Source organism: Mycobacterium sp. ACS1612 (assembly GCF_001667505.1).
Classification (GTDB): Bacteria; Actinomycetota; Actinomycetes; order Mycobacteriales; family Mycobacteriaceae; genus Mycobacterium.
The window spans coordinates 25219-48789 of sequence record NZ_LZHZ01000022.1 but is presented as its reverse complement, the minus strand read 5'-3'; the positions used below and the strand labels follow the sequence as shown (position 1 = coordinate 48789).

Annotated in this window: 22 protein-coding genes; 15 read left to right on the top strand and 7 right to left on the bottom strand. The window is 69.0% G+C overall.

All coding sequences use genetic code 11. The features are described from left to right. Positions 1-51 precede the first annotated feature (51 nt). From A5724_RS08800 to A5724_RS08775, 6 genes are read left to right on the top strand one after another with little or no spacing between them, the layout of a single operon-like run. A complete protein-coding gene (locus A5724_RS08800) occupies positions 52-1404 on the top strand; it encodes a cobyrinate a,c-diamide synthase (RefSeq protein ID WP_067799411.1) in 1353 nt (450 codons plus the stop codon). A gap of 58 nt (positions 1405-1462) precedes the next feature. Then, positions 1463-2662: a uroporphyrinogen-III C-methyltransferase gene (gene cobA, locus A5724_RS08795; protein ID WP_067799408.1), complete on the top strand. Its 1200-nt coding sequence runs from the start codon at positions 1463-1465 to the stop codon at positions 2660-2662. A 33-nt stretch (positions 2663-2695) separates the two neighbouring features. After that, positions 2696-4276, top strand: coding sequence for an MFS transporter (locus tag A5724_RS08790; protein WP_067799405.1), 1581 nt, complete (start codon positions 2696-2698; stop codon positions 4274-4276). A gap of 57 nt (positions 4277-4333) precedes the next feature. Continuing rightward, complete coding sequence (locus A5724_RS08785) at positions 4334-5827, top strand: MFS transporter (protein ID WP_067799404.1); 1494 nt, start codon at positions 4334-4336, stop codon at positions 5825-5827. Further along, the gene (locus A5724_RS08780) at positions 5824-6498 is read left to right on the top strand and encodes a VOC family protein (RefSeq protein ID WP_067799401.1); all 675 of its coding nucleotides are present in this window, start codon (positions 5824-5826) and stop codon (positions 6496-6498) included. The genes A5724_RS08785 and A5724_RS08780 overlap by 4 nt, the downstream gene beginning before the upstream one ends. After that, complete coding sequence (locus A5724_RS08775; protein WP_067799398.1) at positions 6491-7465, top strand: DUF3533 domain-containing protein; 975 nt, start codon at positions 6491-6493, stop codon at positions 7463-7465. The genes A5724_RS08780 and A5724_RS08775 overlap by 8 nt, the downstream gene beginning before the upstream one ends. On the opposite strand, the gene A5724_RS08770 is transcribed toward A5724_RS08775, so the two are convergent. Then, the gene (locus A5724_RS08770; RefSeq protein ID WP_067799391.1) at positions 7466-7750 is read right to left on the bottom strand and encodes a hypothetical protein; all 285 of its coding nucleotides are present in this window, start codon (positions 7748-7750) and stop codon (positions 7466-7468) included. 73 nt (positions 7751-7823) lie between these two features. On the opposite strand from A5724_RS08770, the gene A5724_RS08765 reads away from it, so the two are divergent. Continuing rightward, positions 7824-9566, top strand: coding sequence for a proline--tRNA ligase (locus A5724_RS08765; protein WP_067799390.1), 1743 nt, complete (start codon positions 7824-7826; stop codon positions 9564-9566). 1 nt (position 9567) lies between these two features. Here the strand turns inward: A5724_RS08765 and A5724_RS08760 are convergent, their stop codons facing one another. Both A5724_RS08760 and A5724_RS08755 read right to left on the bottom strand, forming a co-directional pair. Beyond that, on the bottom strand, positions 9568-10098 hold the full coding sequence (locus tag A5724_RS08760; protein ID WP_082964923.1) for a ferritin-like domain-containing protein: 531 nt from the start codon (positions 10096-10098) through the stop codon (positions 9568-9570). Beyond that, on the bottom strand, positions 10095-10613 hold the full coding sequence (locus A5724_RS08755; protein ID WP_156752198.1) for a hypothetical protein: 519 nt from the start codon (positions 10611-10613) through the stop codon (positions 10095-10097). The genes A5724_RS08760 and A5724_RS08755 overlap by 4 nt, the downstream gene beginning before the upstream one ends. Positions 10614-10759: 146 nt before the next feature. Between A5724_RS08755 and rimP the strand changes: the two genes are divergently transcribed. The 7 genes from rimP (at position 10760) to A5724_RS08720 (ending at position 18349) form a co-directional block, all read left to right on the top strand. Further along, a complete protein-coding gene (gene rimP, locus A5724_RS08750) occupies positions 10760-11293 on the top strand; it encodes a ribosome maturation factor RimP (protein ID WP_067799387.1) in 534 nt (177 codons plus the stop codon). After that, the gene (gene nusA, locus A5724_RS08745; protein WP_067799800.1) at positions 11290-12321 is read left to right on the top strand and encodes a transcription termination factor NusA; all 1032 of its coding nucleotides are present in this window, start codon (positions 11290-11292) and stop codon (positions 12319-12321) included. The genes rimP and nusA overlap by 4 nt, the downstream gene beginning before the upstream one ends. A 61-nt stretch (positions 12322-12382) precedes the next feature. Beyond that, complete coding sequence (locus A5724_RS08740) at positions 12383-12751, top strand: YlxR family protein (RefSeq protein ID WP_067799383.1); 369 nt, start codon at positions 12383-12385, stop codon at positions 12749-12751. Between the two features lie 78 nt (positions 12752-12829). Next, positions 12830-15553 (top strand): translation initiation factor IF-2, encoded by a 2724-nt coding sequence (gene infB, locus A5724_RS08735; protein ID WP_067799380.1) that lies wholly within the window; start codon positions 12830-12832, stop codon positions 15551-15553. A gap of 1 nt (position 15554) precedes the next feature. Further along, positions 15555-16061, top strand: a complete 507-nt coding sequence (gene rbfA / locus A5724_RS08730; RefSeq protein WP_067799374.1) for a 30S ribosome-binding factor RbfA — start codon at positions 15555-15557, stop codon at positions 16059-16061. Further along, a complete protein-coding gene (locus A5724_RS08725; protein ID WP_197518592.1) occupies positions 16054-17037 on the top strand; it encodes a bifunctional oligoribonuclease/PAP phosphatase NrnA in 984 nt (327 codons plus the stop codon). The genes rbfA and A5724_RS08725 overlap by 8 nt, the downstream gene beginning before the upstream one ends. Then, positions 16967-18349, top strand: a complete 1383-nt coding sequence (locus A5724_RS08720; RefSeq protein ID WP_369830617.1) for an MATE family efflux transporter — start codon at positions 16967-16969, stop codon at positions 18347-18349. The genes A5724_RS08725 and A5724_RS08720 overlap by 71 nt, the downstream gene beginning before the upstream one ends. Positions 18350-18355: 6 nt before the next feature. Here the strand turns inward: A5724_RS08720 and A5724_RS08715 are convergent, their stop codons facing one another. Further along, entirely contained in the window at positions 18356-19024 is a 669-nt protein-coding gene (locus A5724_RS08715) for an LpqN/LpqT family lipoprotein (protein WP_197518591.1), read from the bottom strand. Positions 19025-19448: 424 nt separating this feature from the next. After that, on the bottom strand, positions 19449-20015 hold the full coding sequence (locus A5724_RS08710) for a hypothetical protein (protein WP_067799360.1): 567 nt from the start codon (positions 20013-20015) through the stop codon (positions 19449-19451). 179 nt (positions 20016-20194) lie between these two features. On the opposite strand from A5724_RS08710, the gene A5724_RS34455 reads away from it, so the two are divergent. Continuing rightward, complete coding sequence (locus A5724_RS34455) at positions 20195-21502, top strand: sigma-70 family RNA polymerase sigma factor (RefSeq protein ID WP_067799357.1); 1308 nt, start codon at positions 20195-20197, stop codon at positions 21500-21502. Positions 21503-21509: 7 nt separating this feature from the next. Here the strand turns inward: A5724_RS34455 and A5724_RS35015 are convergent, their stop codons facing one another. Both A5724_RS35015 and A5724_RS08695 read right to left on the bottom strand, forming a co-directional pair. Then, positions 21510-22817: an RNA polymerase sigma factor gene (locus A5724_RS35015; protein WP_067799355.1), complete on the bottom strand. Its 1308-nt coding sequence runs from the start codon at positions 22815-22817 to the stop codon at positions 21510-21512. 26 nt (positions 22818-22843) lie between these two features. Beyond that, positions 22844-23461 (bottom strand): hypothetical protein, encoded by a 618-nt coding sequence (locus tag A5724_RS08695; RefSeq protein ID WP_156752196.1) that lies wholly within the window; start codon positions 23459-23461, stop codon positions 22844-22846. Positions 23462-23571: the final 110 nt, after the last annotated feature.

Genomic DNA, 23571 nt, shown 5'->3' with positions numbered 1-23571 from the left:
CAATTGCGGCGTGTCGGCGTGCAGACACGGTCACTCGCGGGGAGAGGTGACGTGAGTACGCCAGCGGTGGTCATCGCCGCGCCCGCGTCGGGCAGCGGAAAGACTACTGTCGCAACGGGTTTGATGGGTGCGCTGCGGCGCGCCGGGCGCCGCGTCGCACCGTTCAAGGTGGGCCCGGACTTCATCGACCCCGGCTACCACGCGCTGGCGGCGCTGCGGCCGGGCCGCAACCTGGACCCGGTGCTGGTGGGGGAGCACCTGATCGGCCCGCTGTACCGGCACGGCAGTGCGGATGCCGACATCGCCGTCGTCGAGGGCGTGATGGGCTTGTTCGACGGCCGCATCACCGACAGCGCGACGGCCCAGGGATCCACCGCGCACGTCGCCGCGCTGCTGGGCGCGCCGGTGGTGCTGGTAGTCGACGCCAGAGGCCAAAGCCACAGCATCGCGGCCCTGCTGCACGGCTTTTCGACGTTCGACCAGTCGGTGCGCATCGCGGGGGCGATCCTCAACCGCGTCGGCTCGACGCGCCACGAGGAGGTGCTGCGACAGGCCTGCGAACACGCGGGCGTGCCGGTGCTGGGCGCGATCCCGCGCGCCGACGAACTGGCCGTCCCGTCGCGGCACCTCGGCCTGGTCACCGCCGTCGAACACGGCGAGCAGGCGCGGGCCGCCGTTGACGCGATGACCGAACTGGTGGGCAGACACGTCGACCTGGCGGGCGTCGTCGCCGTGGCGGCCAGCAGGGTGACCGACGCGCCGTGGCAGCCCGCCGCGGCCGATCCGGTGGCCGCGGGCGTCACGGTCGCGCTGGCGGCGGGCAGGGCCTTCTCGTTCGGCTACACCGAACACGGCGAACTGTTGCGGGCCGCCGGCGGCGACGTCGTCGAATTCGACCCGCTGGCCGATCCGCTGCCGTCGTCGACCGATGCGCTGGTGATTCCCGGCGGATTTCCCGAGCAGTTCGGCACGGATCTGTCGGCCAACGATGTTGTCCGCCAACAGATCCATCACCTGGCCGCGGGCGGCGCGCCGATTCAGGCGGAATGCGCGGGTCTGACGTATCTGGTCGACCACCTCGACGGGCACCCGATGTGCGGCGTGCTGGCCGGATCGGCGCGGTTCACCGATCGGCTGACCCTGGGCTACCGGGAGGCCGTCGCGGTCACCGACTCGGCGCTGCATGCCGTCGGCGAGCGGGCGATGGGACACGAATTCCACCGCACCACAGTCACTTTCGCCGACAGCTACCCGCCTGCCTGGGTCTTCGCAGGCGGGGTCCGCGACGGCGCCGTCGACCGCGGCGTGCACGCGTCGTATCTGCACACCCACCCCGCCGCGCATCCGCATGCGATATCCCGCTTCGTGGCCGCGGCTGAGCCGCGCTTTAGCTCCCGCGGCTGAGCCGCGCTTTAGCTCCCGCGGCGGCAACCTCTAAGCTCGCCGGGTGAGTTCCGCGGAAATGACCTCGGACAACGCCTACCTCGTCGGCCTGCGCCTGGCCGGCAAGAAGGTCGTGGTCGTCGGGGGTGGCACGGTGGCCCAGCGCCGCCTGCCGCTGCTGATCGCCAACGGTGCCGACGTGCACGTCATCACCCGCAGCGCCACCCCGGCCGTCGAGGGTATGCCCGGAATCACGTTGACGCTGCGGGAGTTTCGCGACGGCGACCTCGACGACGCCTGGTATGTGATCGCGGCCACCGACGATCCGGCCGTCAACGCCGCCGTTGTCGCCGAGGCCGACCGCAGGCACATCTTCTGCGTGCGCGCCGACATCGCCCGTGAGGGCACTGCCGTCACACCCGCCTCATTCGATTACGAGGGTCTGTCGGTCGGGGTGCTGGCCGGCGGTGAGCACCGCCGCTCGGCGGCCATCCGGTCGGCCATCCACGAGGCGCTGCAACAAGGAGTCATCACGGCCGACGCGCCAGGCGCAGTACAGGGCGGTGTCGCGCTGGTCGGCGGCGGACCTGGCGACCCGGAGTTGATCACCGTGCGGGGCAGGCGCCTGCTGGCGCACGCGGACGTCGTCGTCGCCGACCGGCTTGCCCCGCAGGAACTGCTGGCCGAACTGCCGCCGCAGGTCGAGGTCATCGACGCCGCGAAGATCCCGTACGGCCGGGCGATGGCGCAGGACGCGATCAACGAGGTGATGATCGAACGGGCCAAACAGGGCAAGTTCGTCGTCCGACTCAAGGGCGGTGACCCGTTCGTGTTCGCACGCGGCTACGAGGAGGTGATCGCGTGCGCGGAAGCCGGGATTCCGGTCAGCGTCGTGCCGGGTGTGACGAGCGCCATAGCGGTTCCCGCGCTGGCGGGTGTTCCGGTCACACATAGGCACGTCACGCATGAATTCGTGGTGGTCAGCGGCCACGTTGCGCCCGACCACCCCGAATCGTTAGTGAATTGGAATGCGCTGGCCGCGCTGTCGGGGACGATCGTGTTGCTGATGGCCGTCGAGCGCATCGAGTTGTTCGCCAAGGCGTTGTTGGAAGGCGGTCGACCTGCGGATACGCCGGTGCTCGTGGTGCAGCACGGGACGACGTCCGCTCAGCGAACTTTGCGTGCGACGCTTTCCGACGCCTCGGAGCGGATCCGCGAAGAGGGCATCAGGCCCCCGGCGATCATCGTGATCGGCTCCGTCGCGGCCTTCGCCGGATAAAGGATTCTTAAGATTACTGTAAGGTAACCACCTATGACGGCTCTCAATGACGCAGAGCGAGCTGCCATCCGTCGTGATGCCGAAGGTGGGGCTAACAGGGGGCTTCCGATAAACGTGGACCACTCTGGGCTCGAGCAAACAGGCAGGTCACTAGCTTGGCTACCCTCGCGGCGGTTCGTCGCCGCGGTGATCGCGATCGGTGGCATGCAGCTGCTCGCCACCATGGACAGCACCGTTGCCATCGTCGCGCTTCCTAAGATTCAGGACGAGCTGAGCCTGTCCGACGCCGGTCGCAGCTGGGTGATCACCGCCTACGTGCTGACCTTCGGCGGGCTGATGCTGCTCGGCGGCAGGCTCGGCGACACCATCGGCCGCAAGCGCACGTTCATCGCAGGCGTCGCGCTGTTCACCATCGCCTCCATACTGTGTGGACTGGCGTGGAACGAGGCCACCCTGGTCACCGCCCGACTGCTGCAGGGGGTCGGCGCGGCGATCGCTTCGCCCACGGCGCTGGCACTGATCGCGACCACGTTCCCGAAGGGGCCCGCGCGCAACGCCGCCACCGCGATCTTCGCCGCGATGACCGGGGTCGGCTCGGTGATGGGCCTGATCGTCGGCGGTGCGCTGACCGAGGTGTCCTGGCGGTGGGCGTTCCTGATCAACATCCCGATCGGCCTGCTGATGATCCAGTTGGCCCGCACCACGCTTCGCGAGACGCACCGGGAACGGCTCAAGCTCGACGCCGCAGGCGCCATCCTGGCGACGCTGGCGTGCACGTTCGCGGTGTTCGGCTTCTCGATGGGCCCCGAACACGGCTGGCTCAAGCCGTTGACGGTGGGCTCCGGACTCGCCGCGCTGACCTTCTTCATCGCGTTCCTCTACGTCGAGCGGTCCGCCGAAAACCCGGTCGTGCCTTTCGAACTGTTCAAGGAGCGCAACCGGGTTGCCACGTTCGCCGCCGTCTTCCTCGCAGGCGGCGTGATGTTCACGCTGACCGTGCTGATCGGCCTGTACGTGCAGGACATCATGGGCTACAGCGCGTTACGCGCGGGCGTCGGGTTCATCCCGTTCGTGGTCGCACTCGGCGTCGGCCTCGGCCTGTCGTCGCATCTGGTGTCGCTGTTCCCGCCGCGGGTGCTGGTGATCGCGGGCGGCGTGCTGGTGCTGGGCGCGATGATCTACGGCTCGACGCTCAACGGCGGCATCCCGTACTTCCCGAACCTGGTGGTGCCCATCGTGGTCGGTGGCTTCGGCATCGGCATGATCGTCGTCCCGTTGACCGTTTCGGCCATCGCCGGGGTGGGCTTCGACCAGATCGGGCCGGTGTCGGCGATCGCGTTGATGCTGCAGAACCTCGGCGGGCCGGTCGTGCTGGCGGTGATCCAGGCGGTCATCACGTCGCGCACGCTGTACCTCGGCGGCACCACCGGGCCGGTGAAGAACATGGACAGCGCGCAACTGCACGCCCTGGATCAGGGCTACACCTACGGGCTGCTGTGGGTGGCCGCGGTCGCGGTGATCGTCGGCGCGGTGGCGCTGTTCATCGGCTACACCTCCGAGCAGGTGGCGCACGCGCAGGAAGTCAAGGACGCGATCGACAGCGGAGAGCTCTAGCTCGACATCAAGCCTGAGCGAGCTCTATCGATTTGATCCTCGGTAGGCTGGCAAGCCATGTCTGCCGGGGAGTCAACTGAGCGCTCCACGGCGCCCCTGTCCTCCTCGGTGCTGGGCATCGCGATCATCGCGATCACCGGCATGCAACTCATGTCGACGCTCGACGGCACCATCGTCATCGTCGCGCTGCCGCGGATGCAGGCGGAGTTGGATCTCTCCGACGCCGCCAAGAGTTGGGTCATCACCAGCTACGTGCTGACGTTCGGCGGGTTGTTGCTGCTCGGCGGGCGGGTCGGCGACGCGATCGGGCACAAGCGGGCTTTCCTGTCCGGCGTCGGCGTGTTCACCATCGCGTCGCTGATGTGCGGGCTGGCCACCGAACCCGTCACGCTGATCGTGGCCCGCGCGGTGCAGGGCGCAGGCGCCGCGGTGGCCGCCCCGACCGGCCTGGCCCTGATCGCCACCACCTACGCCGTCGGCCAGGCCCGCAACAAAGCGCTCGCGGTGTCGGCGGCGATGCAGGGCATCGGTTCGGTGCTCGGCCTGGTGCTCGGCGGCGCGCTCACGGTGATTTCATGGCGTTTGGCGTTTCTGATCAACGTGCCGATCGGCATCGCGATCATCACCATCGCGGTGCGGCGACTGGGCGAGACGCATCACGAACGACTCAAGCTCGACGTCACCGGCGCTCTGCTGGCCACCCTGGGCTGCACGTCGGCGGTGTTCGTCTTCACGCAGGGCCCGCCGCGCGCATGGGTCGACCCGTGGGTGATCGGCGCGGGCGTCGCGTCGGCGGCGTTCTTCATCGCGTTCCTGATCGTCGAACGCACCGCCGAGCATCCGATCGTGCCGTTCTCGGTGTTCGACAACCGCAACCGGGTGATGACGTTCGTGTCGCTGTTCCTGGCCGGCGGGGTCCTGCTGACGCTGACCGTGATGATCGGCCTACTGGTGCAGGACGTGCTCGGCTATTCGGCGTTGAAGGCCGGCGTCGGCTTCATCCCGTTCGCGATCGCGTTCGGCATCGGCAGCGCGGTGGCGGCCCGCCTGGCGCCGCGGATCGCGCCGCGCTGGCTGATCATCGGCGGCGGCGTGTTCGTGCTCGCCGCCATGCTCTACGGTTCGACGCTCGACCGCAGCATCCCGTATTTCCCCGACTTGTTCGCCCCGATCGTCGTCGGCGGATTCGGCATCGGGATGATCGCGGTGATCCTGCCGCTGTGCGCGGTGGCGGAGGTTGGTCCGCGGGAGATCGGCCCGGTGTCGTCGATCACGCTCATGGTGCAGAACCTCGGCGGCCCATTGGTGTTGGTGGTGATCCAGGCCGTGCAGACGTCGCGCACGCTGTGGTTGGGCGGCACCACCGGACCGGTCAAGGACATGACGCCCGCTCAGTTGGACGCGCTGGGCCACGGCTACACCTATTCGCTGCTGTGGGTTGCGGGCATCGCGGTGATCGTCGGTGTGGCCGCATTCTGGATCGGCTTCTCCGCCCGCCAGATCGCCACCGCGCAACACACCCGCGACGCGGTGGAGGCCGGCGAGTTGTGAGCGACGACGACGCACGACCGACACGGCAGCAGATCTCCGACGCCGTCGACCCGACAGGCTGGTGCCTGATTCTCGGCGCGCTGTACACCGAGGTGACCGCGTCAACGCTCGCCGAGGCCAGCGAGATTGCCGCACTTGCGGTTTCGACGACAGGCGCCGACGGCCAGACGCATCTGAGCGTCGACATCCGCGCGGACCGCGCCGTGCTGCGGTTGCAGTCCAGCGACGACTGCCGGGTCACCGGTCGCGATATCCGGTTGGCCCGCGAGGTGTCGGCGGCCCTGGCCTCGCGTGGATGGCAGCCAATGCCCGGCGCCGTGCAGGCGCTCGAGATCGCGATCGACGCGCTGGACATCGAACGGGTGCGACCGTTCTGGAAGGCGGTCACCGGCTACGTCGACGAACCCGGTTCCGAACTGAACGCGGCGTTGATCGATCCCGCTGGCCGGGCACCGGTCATCTGGTTCCAGCAGATGGATTCGCCACGGCCGCAACGCAATCGGATCCACCTCGACGTCGACGTCCCGCACCGTGCGGCCGAGGCACGCATCGACGCGGCGATCGCCGCGGGCGGCAGGTTGCTCTCCGACGAGGCGGCGCCCGCGTTCTGGGTGCTGGCCGATCCCGAAGGCAACGAAGCATGCATCTGCACCTGGCAGGGACGTGACTGACGGGACGGCGCGGCGCGCAGTTCTGCTCGGCCTCGGGGTGCTAGTGCTGCAGTTGGCGTTGATCTTGTCCTGCATCGGTGCGCTGCACGCGCCACAGCCGCACCGGATTCCGGTGATCGTGGTCGCGGCGCAGGACGTGAGCCGCCAGGTCGCCGACCAGTTGAACGCGATACCGGGACAGCCGCTGCTGGCCAGCGCCTCGGACGACGTGCGGGTCGCGCTCGCGTCGCTGCGCGCAGGCGAGGCCGCGGGGGTGTATGTGGTCAGCGCCGCAGACACCCACGACTTCGCGGTGGTGGCCTCCGCCGCGGGACCGTCGGTGGCGTCGGTGGTGGAAGACCTGTTCGACACCGCAGCCAAAGTCCACGACCGGACGGTGTCGGTGCACGACGCGGTGCCACTCGATCCGGGCGACGCGGGCGGTCTCGCCGGCTTCTATCTGGTCATCGGCTGGGTGGTCGGTGGCTGGCTGTTCGCGGTGCTGGTCGGCGTCACGCCGCGCGCGGCCTGGCGACTGGGCGCGGCGCTCGGCTACGCGCTGGCGTCCGGGATCGGCGGCGCGGCGATCGCCGACACGGTGCTCGGCGCGATCGACGGCCACTTCTGGCCGGTCGCTGGAATCGGTGTGCTGGTGACACTTTCGGCCACGGCTGTGACATTGGCGCTGCAGACGCCGTTCAGGCTCGTCGGCATCGGCCTGGCCGCGGTGATCTTCGTGATCCTCGGTGTCCCGTCGGCGGGCGGTGCATCCCCGCCGACGGTGCTGCCGCCGTTCTGGCGGGTGATCGGCGGTGTGCTGCCCAACGGCGCGGGCACCGAGGCGCTCCGGCGCATCGTGTACTTCGACGCCAACGGCCTCACTCAGCCGATCGGCGTGCTGGCAGTGTGGATCACCGCGGGTGTCGTGGCGACGCTGGCGGGCGCCGCCGTCGTGCGCAACTCGAAAGCCGTTGCAGCACAAGGGTGATCACGACTCCTGGTCGACCAGGTCAAACACCGTGACGGCGTGACTGAACGGTTCCCCCGTGACGCCCATCGGGCCGAACGGATGATCCAGCACGGACACGAGATACAACAGCAACCCGAGCAGGACCGTGACTGCGCTCACCAGGAGCACATGAGCGCGATGGTTCGTGAGCCGCATGAAGCTGGTGAGCGTGATCAGCAGCGCATTTCCCGAAGAGCAACGAAGACCACCTCGGGACAGCACGCGGTCGGACAACCGCACGCCGAGCTCGCCGACGTCGCCCATCGGTGCAGAATCCCAGGGCGGCCATGCCACACCCGAATGTGCCGAAACGCTGGGGTCAGTAAGGTGATCGGCTGTGATCACCCGCATGTCCGAGCTGTTCCTGCGCACCCTGCGTGACGACCCCGCCGACGCCGAGGTGCCCAGCCACAAGCTGCTGATCCGGGCCGGCTACGTCCGCCCGGTCGGTCCTGGGCTGTACAGCTGGCTGCCGCTCGGCCTGCGCGTCCTGCGCAAGATCGAGAACATCGTGCGCGCCGAGATGAACGCCATCGGCGGACAGGAGATTTTGTTCCCCGCGCTGCTGCCCAAGGGGCCCTACGAAGTCACCAACCGGTGGACCGAGTACGGAGACGGCGTGTTCCGGCTTCAGGACCGGCGCAAGAACGACTACCTGCTCGGCCCGACACACGAAGAGTTGTTCGCGCTGACGGTCAAGGGGGAGTACAGCAGCTACAAGGATTTTCCGGTGCTGCTGTACCAGATCCAGACGAAGTACCGCGACGAAGCCAGGCCGCGCGCGGGCATCCTGCGCGGCCGCGAGTTCTTGATGAAGGATTCGTATTCCTTCGACGTCGACGACGCCGGTCTCGAGGCCGCCTATCAGCGGCACCGGGACGCATACCAGCGGATCTTCGCCGAACTGGGCGTGCGCTACGTGATCGTCTCCGCGGTGTCCGGGGCGATGGGCGGCAGCGCATCCGAGGAGTTCCTCGCCGAGAGCGAGATCGGCGAGGACACGTTTGTGCGGTGCCTGGAATCGGGCTACGCCGCCAACGTCGAAGCCGTGGTGACCGCGGTGCCCGAACCGCTGCCGATCGAGCGCCAGCCCGAGGCGAAGGTGTACGACACCCCGGGCACCCCGACCATCGCCACGCTCGTGGACTGGGCCAATTCCGCGTTGGACCGCGAGGTGACCGCCGCGGACACCCTGAAGAACGTGGTGCTCAAGACGCGCCAACCCGGCGGCGACTGGGAGCTGCTCGCAGTCGGGGTGCCCGGCGATCGGGAGGTCGACGAGAAGCGGCTCGGGGCCGCGCTGGATCCCGCCGAGTACGCGCTGCTCGAGGATGCCGACTGGCCGAAGTATCCGTTCCTGGCGAAGGGTTACATCGGTCCGAAAGGGTTGCTGGCCAACGGAGTTCGCTATCTCGTCGACCCGCGGGTGACCGACGGCACGTCGTGGATCACCGGCGCCGACGAACCCGGCAAGCACGTGGTGGGCCTGGTCGCCGGACGCGACTTCGTCGCCGACGGCACCATCGAGGCGGCCGAGGTGCGCGACGGCGACCCCTCACCGGACGGGGCGGGCCCGCTGGTGTCGGCCCGCGGCATCGAGATCGGCCACATCTTCCAGCTCGGCCGCAAGTACACGAACGCGTTCGAGGTCGACGTGCTCGGCGAGGACGGCAAGCCGGTCCGGCTGACCATGGGGTCCTACGGCATCGGGGTGTCGCGGCTGGTGGCCGTCATCGCCGAACAGCACCACGACGAGCTGGGCTTGCGGTGGCCGTCGTCGGTGTCGCCGTTCGGCGCGCACGTGGTGATCGCGAACAAGGACGAGGCCGCGCGGGCGGGCGCCGTCGAACTGGCCGAGGCGTTGGACGGGCTGGGCGTCGAGGTGCTGCTCGACGACCGGCAGGCCTCACCGGGGGTGAAGTTCAAGGACGCCGAACTGCTCGGCGTGCCGTGGATCGTCGTGGTGGGTCGCGGCTGGGCCGACGGCATCGTGGAGTTGCGCAACCGGTTCACCGGCGAGACGCAGCAGATCCCGGTCGCCAGCGCGGCGGCCGACATCTCGGCGGCGCTGGCGTCGTAAATTACTCGCTGCCGCCTGGAAACGCCACGGTGATCGGCGAGATGCCGAGCACCTTGCTCCACTGGGCGGCCCGCACCGCGCACTGCGTCAGCGCGGTCACCCCGAAGGATCGGGTCTTCTCGTCGGTCGCCTGCTCGACAACGGCGCGCCACGCGACGGCGGCGTCCTCTTCCATCCGGACCGCGAGATTGGCGGCGGCAGTGGGGTTGTCGACCTCGGTCGGCAGCTGGTAGCCGGCGGCAGGTAGCGGCGGGTCGATCGAGCGGGCCTGCAGCATCGCGATGGCGGCCTCGCGGCGGTCCCTGTGTTCAGCCATCGCGTCGGACACCAGGTCGTTGACGTCGGGCGTGGAATGCGCCGACACCAACCCGTAGCCGTAGATCGTCGCGTGCTCGGTGGCGATTGCGTCGAACAGCGCGCCGTCCGCCGCGTTGGACGGCCGCCCCGGTGTAGTGGGTTCGGCGGCCCGCGACGACGTCGTGGTGGTCGTCGTGGTGGTGGTGGTGGTGGTTGTTGTCTCCGGTGACGTCATTGCGCTGCCTTCGCCGGGGCCAGTGCGACGGTGTACGCCGCGGTGCACGAGGCGGCGATCGAGGCCAGCAGACCGGCGCGATAGCCGGATTGTTTGGCCGCCAATTCGGTGGCGGCGTCCGCCGACCGACGCAGCGCCGCGATCACATCCGCGGTGCTGGGCGCTTTGGCGTCCGCGGCGGTGGTGGTGGTCGTGGGCGTCGTCGCGGTCGGCGCCTTGCTGCCCGCGATCCGCACCAGTTCGTCGGACAACGCCTGCGCATGCGCGGCGCGCTCGGAGGCGACCGCCGTCAGCGCCTGCGCCGTCGGGGGCGGCGGTGTCGCCGACGCGGCGTCGGTGGCGAGTTGACTGTCGGCGCGCGCCCGGTCGAGTTGCGCGGCGAGTTCGGCGACCTCAGCCGGCGGCGGCGGCTCAGCACACGCGGCGACGGCGCCGCCAAGCAACGCCAGCGTCACGGCCCCGAACAACATCTGACGTCTGCTCACGGTCGGCGGCGGGCTCGGCACGTGCAACATCCTGCCATTTCCCGCGGTTCGTGCCTTCGCTGCACGCCGCTGCGCGTTTGCCGCGTGCGGCCGCTGCGCTGGCGTATCGTTGATAGACGTTTCCAAGCTGCGCCGCGCGGAATCGTGTCCGGACAATTCAAGATGAGGAGCTCGCCGTGACGGAGCGGTCTGCGGGATTACCGACGCAGAAACAGGTGATCGAGCTACTCGATGAAGAGTTCGCGCAAGCGGGCTACGAGATCGAAGACGTGGTGATCGACACCGCCGCGCGCCCGCCGAGGATCACCGTCGTCGCCGACGGCGATGAACCCCTCGATCTCGATTCGATCGCCGCGCTGTCGCGGTCGGCCTCCGCGGCGCTCGACCACGTCGACTCGCCGCCCTACGTGCTGGAAGTCACCTCACCAGGCGTCGACCGCCCGCTGACCGCTGAGAAGCATTTCCGCCGCGCGCGCGGCCGCAAGGTCGAGGTCACACTCTCCGACGGCTCGCAACTGACCGGGCGGCTCGGCGAATTGCGCGACGGCACCGTGCGACTCGTGGTTCGCGAAGGTGCGAGAGCCGATTTCTCCGTGCGGGAGCTTCCAGTCGACGCGATCACCAATGCCGTTGTGCAGGTTGAGTTTTCGCCGCCAAATCAGCGCGAGCTGGAGCTGGCGGGGCAATGCGGGAAGGAGGCTTCAGCGTGAACATCGACATGGCGGCGTTGCACGCCATCGAGGCCGACAAGGGCATCTCCGTCGACGTCGTCGTGGAAACCATCAAGTCAGCGCTGCTGACCGCGTATCGGCACACCGAGGGCCACGAGGCCGACGCCCGCATCGACATCGACCGCAAGACCGGTGTGGTCAAGGTGATCGCGCGGCAGACCGACGATGATGGCAACGTCATTCACGAATGGGACGACACCCCAGAGGGTTTCGGCCGCATCGCGGCGACAACCGCACGCCAGGTGATCCTTCAGCGTCTGCGCGACGCGGAGAACGAGAAGAACTACGGCGAATTCTCGGCCCGTGAGGGCGACATCGTCGCAGGCGTCATCCAGCGCGACGCCCGCGCGAACGCCCGCGGTCTGGTCGTCGTCCGAATGGGCAGCGAGACCAAGGGATCCGAGGGTGTCATCCCCGCCGCCGAGCAGGTCCCCGGTGAGCGCTACGAGCACGGCGACCGGTTGCGCTGCTATGTCGTCGGCGTCACCCGCGGCGCCCGCGAACCGCTGATCACGCTGTCGCGCACGCATCCGAATCTGGTGCGAAAGCTGTTCTCACTGGAGGTGCCCGAGATCGCCGACGGGTCCGTCGAAATCGTCGCCGTGGCGCGCGAAGCCGGGCACCGCTCCAAGATCGCGGTGACGTCGCGGGTGCCGGGCCTCAACGCGAAGGGTGCCTGCATCGGCCCGATGGGTCAGCGCGTGCGCAACGTGATGAGCGAGTTGTCCGGCGAGAAGATCGACATCATCGACTACGACGAGGACCCCGCCCGGTTCGTCGCCAACGCGCTGTCCCCGGCCAAGGTGGTGTCGGTGAGCGTCATCGACGAGGCGGCCCGCGCCGCGCGGGTCGTCGTGCCCGATTTCCAGCTGTCGCTGGCGATCGGCAAGGAGGGTCAAAACGCCCGCCTGGCGGCCCGGCTGACCGGCTGGCGCATCGACATCCGCAGCGACGCCGTACCGGCGGATAAGCCGGATCCGGCCCACGGGGCGGCGCGCGACCGGTAACAGCCCGTCAGAGGCGCACCGCCGTTTGTCGTTTGCAAGCAGTAGGACGGTAGACTCAGCTGTGATCCAGCGCGAGACTTCGGCTACGCAGGCCCGCTCCGCCACCGACACCCCCACGGGGCCGGTGCGGACGTGCGTCGGCTGCCGAAAGCGAGAGCTGGCCGTCGAACTGCTTCGGGTAGTCGCCGTCGACGGGAATGGCGAATACGCCGTGACCGTTGACCCAGCGAGAAAGCTGCCGGGGCGGGGTGCGTGGCTGCATCCCGAGCAGGCGTGTCTAGACGCGGCAATTCGGCGGCGAGCATTCGTCCGAGCGCTGCGGATCGCCGGTTCACCGGACATCACCGCGGTGGTAGAGCACTTCAAAGCAGTTGAGGGGCTTGAACACGCGGCAAGAGAACAGGTAGCGAAGAACATGAGCACACCGTGAAGTCCCGATGACCATGCGTCATAGCTAACCCGAGGCGCGGCGCCTACCACCGCTGTCGCCTCTTAGACAGGAGATGTAGTGGCAGGTAAGGCCCGTGTACACGAGTTGGCCAAGGAACTCGGTGTCACCAGCAAGCAAGTTCTCGCCCGGCTGAGCGAACAGGGCGAGTTCGTCAAATCAGCGTCCTCCACCGTGGAGGCCCCCGTCGCGCGTCGTCTGCGCGAATCGTTCGGCGGCTCGAAGCCCGCCGCCGAGAAGGTCCCGGCCGCAGGCAATGGCGCGCCTGCCAAGGCCGCAGAGCCGAAGGCCTCGCCCGCGAAGCCGGCCGCCCCCAAACCCGCACCGCCGGCGCCGCCGCCAGCCCCGGCGGAGCCCGAGGTCGCACCGCCGCCCGCGGCTGCCGCGTCGGCGCCGCCCGCGCCGGCGACACCGGCCCGGCCTGCCGCGCCAACTCCGGGCGCAACCCCAGGTCCCAGGCCTGGGCCGATGCCCGGCGCACCCAAGCCCGCAGCGCGCACCCCGCGGGTGGGCAACAACCCGTTCTCCTCACAGCAGCCGGTCGACCGGCCGATTCCCCGCCCGCAGGCGCCGCGTCCCGGCGCCCCGCGGCCGGGCGCCCCTCGACCCGGCATGTCGCCGGGCAACATGCCGCCGCGTCCCGGCGGACCCCGCCCGGGTCCCGGCGCGCGCACCGGCGGCCCCCGTCCCGGCCCCGGCGGTCGCGGTCCCGGTGCAGGCACCGGTGGTCGTCCCGGTGGTGGTGGCGGCGGCGGTAACTACCGCGGCGGCGGCGGCGCCGGTGGCGGAGCCGGTGCACCTGCCGGTGGCGGCGGCGGTTACCGCGGTCGCCCAGGCGGCGGTGGCCGCCCAGGCCAGCGTGGCGGCGCGGCAGGCGCGTTCGGTCGTCCCGGTGGCGCGCCGAAGCGCGGCCGCAAGTCGAAGCGGGCGAAACGCGCCGAATACGAGAACATGCAGGCGCCGGTCGTCGGCGGCGTGCGGTTGCCGCACGGCAACGGCGAGACCATCCGGCTGGCCCGCGGCGCATCGCTGAGCGACTTCGCCGAGAAGATCGACGCCAACCCGGCCGCGCTGGTGCAGGCGCTGTTCAACCTCGGCGAGATGGTGACCGCGACGCAGTCCGTCGGTGACGACACCCTCGAGCTGCTCGGCAGCGAGATGAACTACAAGGTGCAGGTCGTGTCCCCGGAGGACGAGGACCGCGAACTGCTCGAGTCGTTCGACCTCACCTACGGCGAGGACGAAGGCGGCGAGGAGGATCTCGAGACCCGTCCGCCGGTCGTCACGGTGATGGGGCACGTCGACCACGGCAAGACCCGACTGCTGGACTCGATCCGTCAGGCCAACGTCCGCGAGGAAGAGGCCGGCGGCATCACCCAGCACATCGGCGCCTACCAGGTCGAGGTCGAACTCGACGGCACGCCGAGGCCGATCACCTTCATCGACACTCCCGGTCACGAGGCGTTCACCGCCATGCGTGCGCGCGGTGCGAAGGCCACCGACATCGCGATCCTGGTGGTCGCCGCCGACGACGGTGTGATGCCGCAGACGGTGGAGGCGCTCAACCACGCGCAGGCCGCGGAAGTGCCGATTGTGGTGGCGGTCAACAAGATCGACAAGGAAGGTGCCGATCCGCAGAAGATCCGCGGCCAGCTCACTGAGTACGGGCTGATCCCCGAGGAGTACGGCGGCGACACCATGTTCGTCGACATCTCGGCCAAGGCGGGAACCAACATCGAGGCCTTGCTCGAAGCCGTGGTGCTGACTGCGGACGCCTCGCTGGATCTGCGGGCCAACCCCGATATGGAAGCCCAGGGCGTGGCGATCGAAGCGCACCTGGACCGCGGTCGCGGTCCGGTGGCTACCGTGCTGATCCAGCGCGGCACGCTGCGCGTCGGCGACTCGGTGGTGGCAGGCGACGCCTACGGCCGCGTGCGCCGCATGGTGGACGAGCACGGCGAGGACGTGGAGGCGGCGCTGCCGTCGCGGCCGGTGCAGGTCATCGGCTTCACGTCGGTGCCGGGCGCCGGTGACAACTTCCTCGTCGTCGACGAGGACCGCATCGCCCGCCAGATCGCCGACCGGCGCAGCGCGCGTAAGCGCAACGCGTTGGCCGCGCGCAGCCGCAAGCGGATCAGCCTGGAGGACCTGGATTCGGCGCTGAAGGAAACCAGCCAGCTGAACCTGATCCTCAAGGGCGACAACGCCGGTACGGTCGAGGCGCTGGAGGAGGCCCTGCTGGGCATCCAGGTCGACGACGAAGTCGAGCTGCGCGTGATCGACCGCGGCGTCGGTGGCGTCACCGAGACCAACGTCAACCTGGCGTCGGCCTCGGACGCGATCATCATCGGCTTCAACGTCCGCGCCGAGGGCAAGGCCACCGAGCTGGCCAATCGCGAAGGTGTGGAGATCCGCTACTACTCGGTGATCTACCAGGCCATCGACGAGATCGAGAGCGCGCTCAAGGGCATGCTCAAGCCGGTCTACGAAGAGCGCGAACTCGGCCGCGCCGAGATTCGCGCCATCTTCCGGTCGTCGAAGGTCGGCAACATCGCCGGCTGCCTCGTCCAGTCGGGCATCATCCGCCGCAACGCGAAGGCCCGGCTGCTGCGGGACAACGTCGTGGTCGCGGAGAACCTCACCGTGGCGTCGCTGCGTCGCGAGAAGGACGATGTGACCGAGGTGCGCGAGGGCTACGAATGCGGTCTGACGCTGACGTACTCCGACATCAAGGAAGGCGACGTCATCGAGACGTACGAGCTCGTCGAGAAGGAGCGCACCTAGCGTGGCCGACCCCGCACGGGCGAAACGGCTGGCCAAGCGCATCTCGACGCTCGTCGCCTCGGCGATCGAGTACGAGATCAAGGATCCTCGGCTGGCCGGCGTCACCATCACCGACGCCAAGATGACGGGTGATCTGCACGACGCCACGCTGTACTACACCGTGATCGGCCGCAATCTGGAGGACGAGCCGGACTACGCAGGGGCGGCGGCTGCGCTGGAGAAGGCCAAGGGCGTCCTGCGGACCAAAGTGGGCGCAGCGCTCGGGGTGCGGTTCACCCCGACGCTGGCCTTCGAACGCGACACCGTGCCGGATGCGGCACACCGGATGGAAGATCTGCTGGCGCGCGCGCGTGCCGCAGATGAGGATTTGGCGAGAGTTCGGCAGGGTGCCAAGCACGCCGGCGACGAGGACCCGTACCGTAAGGGCGGGGCCGAGGGTTCGAGCGGGGGCTTGTACGACGAGCTTGATGCTGAGGACACCGGTGACCGCAATCGACAAGATGACTGACGCCCCTCCCGTCACGCGTCTGCGCGTCGACGCGCGCCAAGCAGCCAAGCTGCTCGACGCGGCAACCACCGTCAGCGTGGTCTGCCACATCTATCCCGACGCCGACACCATCGGCGCGGGGTTGGCGCTGGCACTGGTGCTCGAACAGGCGGGCAAGTCGGTGGAGGTGAGTTTCGCCGCGCCGGCGCTGCTGCCCGAATCGCTGCAGTCGCTGCCCGGCGGTCATCTGCTGGTGCACCCGGACGCGATGCGTCGCGACGCCGACCTTGTCGTCACCGTCGACATCCCGAGCGTGAACCGGCTCGGCGCACTGGGCGAGCTCGCCGACCCGCGCCGCGAGGTGCTGGTCATCGACCACCACGCCTCCAACCAATTGTTCGGCACCGCAAATTATGTGGATCCGTCAGCCGACTCGACCACGATGCTGGTCGCCGAGTTGCTCGACGCGTGGGGCAAGCCGATCGACATCGGCGTCGCGCACTGCCTCTACGCCGGGCTGACCACCGACACCGGATCGTTCCGCTGGGCCAGCGCCCGCGCGCACCGACTGGCCGCCCGGCTGGTGGAACTCGGGGTCGACAACGCCGCGATCAGCCGCACGCTGCTCGACACGCATCCGTTCGCGTGGCTGCCCATGCTGTCGCGGGTGTTGGCCTCGGCGCAGCTCGTTCCCGAAGCGGCCGGCGGTCGCGGACTGGTGTATGCCGTTGTAGGACACCAGGAATGGGCCAACGCGCGGCCCGAGGAAGTCGAGAGCATCGTCGACATCGTGCGCACCACCCAGCAGTCGGAGGTGGCCGCGGTGTTCAAGGAGATCGAGCCGGGCCACTGGTCGGTGTCGATGCGGGCCAAGTCTTTCAACCTCGCCGAGATCGCGAGCGCGTTTGGTGGCGGCGGCCACCCGCATGCCGCGGGGTACTCGGCCACCGGATCCATCGACGACGTCGTCCGGGCGCTTTACACCGCTCTTGCCTGACGCGGCCGTACCGGCCACCGGCCGCCGGATAGCCGCATTGGCGTTCCCCGCGTTGGGGGTGCTCGCCGCCGAACCGATCTACCTGCTCTTCGACATCGCCGTTGTCGGGCGGTTGGGCGCCCTGGCGTTGGCCGGACTCGCGATCGGCGCGCTGGTGCTGGCCACGGTGAGTTCGCAGATGACGTTCCTGTCCTACGGCACCACCGCGCGCTCGGCGCGGTTCTTCGGTGCGGGCGACCGCGCGGCGGCGGTCGGCGAGGGTGTGCAGGCCACCTGGCTGGCGCTGGGTCTGGGCGCGGCGATTGTGGCGGCGGTGCAGGCCGCCGCGGTGCCGTTGGTGTCGGCGCTGGCGGCGGGCGGTGAAATCGCAGACGAGGCAATGCCGTGGATCCGGATCGCGATCTTCGGGGTGCCCGCGATCCTGGTCTCCGCGGCGGGCAACGGCTGGATGCGCGGCGTACAGGACACCGTACGTCCGCTGCGTTATGTCGTCGTGGGCTTCGCGGTGTCCGCGGTGTTGTGTCCGCTGCTGGTGTACGGCTGGCTCGGTCTGCCGCGGCTGGAGTTGGCCGGTTCGGCGGTCGCCAACCTGGTGGGGCAGTGGTTGGCCGCCGTGTTGTTCATCCGCTCGCTGCTCGCGGAGCGGGTGCCGCTGCGACTGCAGCCTGCGGTGTTGCGGGCGCAGGTGGTGATGGGTCGCGACCTGGTGCTGCGCACGGTGGCGTTCCAGGCCTGCTTCGTGTCGGCAGGCGCGGTAGCCGCCCGCTTCGGCGCGGCCGCCGTCGCGGCACACCAGGTGGTGCTGCAGTTGTGGAATTTCCTTGCGCTGGTGCTTGATTCGCTGGCGATCGCCGCGCAGTCCCTGGTGGGTGCGGCGCTCGGGGCGGGCCAATTGGCGCACGCGAAGTCCGTCGCGTGGCGGGTGACGATCTTCTCGGCGCTGGCCGCCGCGGTGCTGGCAGGCGTCTTCGCGATCGGAGCGTCGGTGTTCCCGAGCGTGTTTACCGACGACCGGTCCGTGCTCGACGCGATCGGGGTGCCGTGGTGGTTCATGGTGGCCCAACTACCGGTCGCCGGAATCGTATTCGCCCTCGACGGGGTGCTGCTCGGCGCGGGCGACGCGAAGTTCATGCGCAACGCCACGTTGATCAGCGCATTGGTCGGGTTCCTGCCGTTGATCTGGCTTTCGCTGGCGTTCGGCTGGGGCCTGCTCGGAATCTGGTCCGGGCTCAGCACTTTCATGGTGCTGCGGCTGGCCTTCGTCGGCTGGCGCGCGTTCTCCGGGCACTGGCTGGTGCCCGGCACGGTCTAGCCGCCGTCACAACTGGCTCGCCGCGGGCGGCAACACCGCGAATCCCGCCAAGATCGTCGCGACCTCGTGTTCCGACTTCGCGCTGTTGGGCGCCGCGGTGGTCACCAGCGTGACCAAGTAGGTCTGGTCGGCGCCCTCGGCCACCACCGCGAGCTGGGTGGCAGGAGCGCCCTGCCGTCCGCCGCCGGCCTGATTCGTGACGGACAGTGTTTCGGCAGGCTGCCCGCAAACCGTGGTGGCGGTCGCCCGCACGGTCATCGACAGATCCTTGGCGGCAAGCATGTCCTCGAGCTGAGCCCGGTAATCGTCGAAGATCAGTTGCGCATCGACATCGGGGATCGGCTCCATCGTGACCACCGCGACCTCCTGGGGGCGCTGGCCGTCCCCTGCCGCGATGGCGAAACGAACGGCTTCGTCGACTCCGTCGAGCTCGTTGGTGGGCCGCCACCCCGACGGCTGCGGTATCCGCAGCCGCGGTTCGGTGTCGCGTGCGCTCGGAATATCCAGCATCGGCGCGTCGACGCGTGTGCACTCGCTCGCGGTGGCTGTGAGCGCGACCGGCTCGGCGTCCTTGGCGTCGGCTGGTCCTTGGGCGACGCAGGCGCTCAGCGGAATCATCAGCCCAACCATCGCGGCGGGAAGGATGACTTTCTTGAGGGTCTGGATGCTCGGCATGAATTGCTCCTTCGTTCGTTGTGTCATAGGTGGGAGCGCCGAGGCGGCCGCATGCCGACACTTTTTGCCGAGAATCTTTTACGCGGTATCCGGCGCTGCGCCGGTCTCCGCATAGAGCCGGTTCGGTGCGACGAGTGCGGTCAACGCCGGCGTGGGTGACGAAATTGCAACGGCTGCAGTGCCTTTGGCAGCCGACGGCGGGTGACCGGACTGGCGGTAGCGCCCGCCGCGGCAAAGGCGAGCGCGGTGACCGCACAGGTAGTAAGCCCCTTTCGGGTATGGGTGTTGACGTTCACGATGGTCTCCCTACGTCATCGCGGCCCGGGTGGGCCGTGCATATGGGTAGGAGGTCTGCCACCGCGGTGCAGCCACACTTTTGTGGCTCGGGCTCCGGTCGCAGCTCAGCGTGACGGGAAACTCGTCATCAGATCTGCCGGGGCGAGGCCAGGGCGCGGTGGCTGTCGATGGCCACTGCACCGAACGCCAGGTACGCCAAACCGATGAACACATGAAGCAAGTCGATGAACAGTTCGGGGCGAGTCTCGTTGTGCAGCGCGGATGCGTACACGTCGCGAAGCCAGATGGTCGCCCAGAGAACGATCAACAATGCGCCGACGCACACGCAAAAACTGCCCAACACCGCGAGCCCTCGGCGACACGTCTTCGCGAACTGCTCATGAGTGCCCGACCGGCTCTTCTTCGTGCTCCACAGCGCGGTCGTCCGGCCAATCCAGCCCGATTGCACGCGTCGGGCCTCGGTCGTCATGCGTGCGGCCCAGTACAGCAAGGCGACCGACATGACCAGATGCCACACAATATTCGGGATATCGCTGACGCCCACCGCGTCGAGCACGAGAACACAGATGGCCGCTGCCGCGAGAAGAGCGCCGTAGACGGCGCCGCAGCAGCGCCAGAATGTGACGCCCCAGAAGTCGAAGTGTCCGATGGTGATCGCTTCGAGTATCGGTGCTTTTCTTACGGTGGTTGTCATGTAGTGCTCCTATCCCGGTGGTCGCGAGGTGGCCCTTCATAGGTAGGAGCGTCGTCGCGGCGGCATGCCGACAACTTTTTGGCAAGGAATTTTTCGCGACCGACAGCAAATTCACCAACCTTGCGCATGACGTCCTCAGCTGCTCCAATTAGTCAGGGAGTTGCCTGGCAGGAGGCGTAATGACCGCGATTCCTGACTGGAACCTTGTCGATCCGCGCAACACCGACGCCGAACTGGTGAGCGGCAGCGTCGCGGGCGACAAAGCGGCGTTCGCCCAGATCTATGACCGCTACGCCGATCGGCTTTACGACTTCTGTGTCGGCATGCTGCGCGACCGTGACGGCGCCGCCGACTGCGTGCAGGACACCTTCTGCCTGGCCGCCACACGGCTGGTCCAACTACGAGAACCCGACAAACTGCGGCCCTGGTTGTATTCGATCGCCCGCAACGAAGCGTTGCGCCGACTCCGGCAACAGCGTCGCGAGACACCCACCGACGAGTTACCCGACGTCCAGTCCGAGGACGCCGGACCGGACACCCTGGCCGCCCGCACCGAACTCGCCCAGATGCTGGCCGACGCCGCCGGCGGGTTGTCGGACCGCGATAAGGCGGTGTTCGACTTGGCGTATCGCCACGACCTCAACGGTTCTGCTCTCGCCGACGCACTCGGGGTCACTCCGGCCACCGCCAACACCATCGTCAAGCGGCTACGCGTCACGATCGAGCGGTCACTGGGTGCGCTGCTGGTGGCTCAGCGTGCGCAAGGCCGAGCGGGCAACTGCCCGGAACTCGACCAGATGCTCGCCAGCTGGGACGGCCAGTTCACCGTGCTGATGCGCAAACGCATATCGCGGCACATCGAGTCGTGCCCCAAGTGCGACGACGAGCGCCGACGGTTGGTCAGCCCGGCCGCATTGCTCGGTGCCGCACCGGTGTTCATGCCCGCACCGGAGTGGTTGCGCGACAAGACACTTGGCGAGATCCAGCTGACCTCGCACGGCAGCGCGATCAGTCGTCGAACCCCACACAAGCGTCGGTGGGCGGTGGCGGTCGCGATGGTGCTCGCCGTGCTCGGCGGCTCGGCCGCGCTGACGTTGGCTTGGCTGAACAAGGACCCGGTGGCGATCATCCCCGCTGAGGTCAGCGAGCCATCGCCGCAACCCGTCGTCGAAAATCCCGCGCCGCCCAGCCCGTTGCCGCCGCCGCCCGTCGTGCAGCAACCCCTCGTGCAGCCACGGTCACAACCGCCTGCCGTACCGAACTCGCCTGCGCCACCCAGCAAGTCGCCGGTCTACGAACAGCCACCCGCCGCCGAACCGCCTGCACCCCCAGCCGTTGAGCCACCCGACGCCGCGCCACCGTCCCAGCAGCCACCGATGTCGTTCAGCCCCACCGTGATCGCTCCCCGCCCAGGACCGCCGACCCCAGGCGGAAACGACGACGGCGGCGGTGCGAGGACCGGCGGAAGCAGGGTCGGCGGCGCGTGAACCTCGGCTAGGGCACCGCCGACCCACCGGGTGACGGGGCGACGAGGTCGCCCGGACCTGTGACGTCACCACCCGGAGGTGGTGGCGCAGGCAGCAGCGGCCAGGGTGGTAAGGGCGGCAACCAGTCCGTCCAGTCCGGCGGCGGCGGTGGCGGCGGTGGGGGCGGCTCCGGGCTCGACTGTGGCTGCGGTGTCGGCTCTGAAACTGGCTGCAGTACAACAGATATTGGCGCCGACGTCGGTGACGTCACGCGCGGCGTCCACTGCGGCGGCGGTGGTGGTGCGACGGGCACGGACGGTTGCACACCGATCACCGGTGGCGCAGGCACCGCAGGCGGCCGCGCCGCCTCGCTGACGGTGATCGGTGGCGCGACGGTGGCCGCTGGTTGTGTGTTCACCCAGGCGACGGTCAACCCCAGCGCGGCCAGCAGCGCGACCAGGAACGCCGCGACCGGCGCCGGCGGACCGCGCCTGGCCCGTTCGCCGCCAATGGGTTTCGTCGCCGACGTCAGCTTGATCTCGCTGAGCGTGCGCTCGCGCAGCCACTGCGGCGCTGGGATGAACGCCGGGGCCGCGCCCAGAAGCGCCGCCGGGGTGACCAGTCGTCGACGCTCCTCGTCGCAGTATGCGCACGACTCGATGTGACGCGAAATGCGTTTGCGCATCAGGACATTGAAATGGCCATCCCATCCGTCGAGCATCGCGGCGAGCTCACCGCAGCCGCCGTTGCTGCGCACTCGCCGCGACACCAGCAGCGCACCGAGCGATCGTTCGATGGTGTCGCGCAGCCGCTTGACGATGGTATTGGCGGTCGCTGGCGTGACGTCAAGGGCGTGGGCCAGATCGGGTCCGCTGAGACCGTGCCGGAACGCCAGCTCCAACACGGAGCGGTCGCGATCCGACAGCCCGCCCGCGGCGGCGGCGATCAAATCGGCGAGTTCGGTTCGCGCGGCCAGGGTGTCTGGACCCGCTTCATCTGAAGCCATATCGGGCAGCTCTTCCGACGGTGTTTCGCGCCGACGCCCGCGGATGCGGCGCAGCGCCTCGTTACGGGCGATCGAATACAGCCATGGGCGCAACTTGTCCGGGTCGCGCAGCTGCGGCAGCCGCGTCGCGGCGATGCAGAACGTGTCCTGCACGCAGTCCGCCGCGCCGTCCCGGTCGGCCAGCATGCCGGCGCAGAAATCGTGCAACCGGTCGGCGTAACGGTCGTAGAGCAGCGCGAACGCCGTCCGGTCGCCCGCAGCGGATGCCCGGACCAGATCCCCGTCGGATCCGGACGGCTCCACGATGTTCCAATGCGGTACAGCGGTCATCACGTCGACCCCCAACTCCGTTGCCGCTAGGGCTTGACCGGGGCCTGCAAGCCGAAGTCCGGAAGGCTCGGCGGTTGCGGCTTCGGGTCCGGCTTGGGTGCGGGCGTCAGCGGCAGGTCTGGCGTGAGATCCGGCTTCGGCTTCGGCGGATCCTGCAGCTTGAAGCCCAGATCGTCCGGCACCGGCGGCACCGGATCCGGCGGTTCGGGCTGGGGGTGCTCCTGTTCGGGAGTCGAGTCGTCCGGTTTGGGCGGCAGCGGCGGATAGTCCGGCGCCGGGGCAGATGGCGTGCCGACGGCGGCCGGTGCGCGCGTAGGTGCGGGCGCGACGACCGGGGCCTGCTGCGGTACGGGCGCGGGAATGCTCGGCCCGACCACGACCGCACGCTCAGGCGCCGGTGTCACGACCGGGGGCTGTGAGGAGGCGCCGAAGTCGAACAGCGTGACGCCAAGGACGGCGCCGCCGATGACGCCGGCGGCCAGCGCCGCGACGAGGATGGCCCGCCTGGGTTGCGGCCTGCGCTGCTCGAATACGGGCGGATCGGCGGGTGGGAAGCCGTAGCGGACTTCCCGTTCCGGCTGGCCGAGTTCGCTGGACGCCCACGCGGCGGCGATGGTCGCGGTGTTCGGATCGGTGGCGGTCATGATCGGTTCCTTGGTCTGCTTGCGCTGCCCCGGTTGGGCCGCGGTTACAGGTAGGAGCACCGAGCGGGCGCCACTCTGACAATTTCTCGAAAAGGATTTTGGGCGGTGGG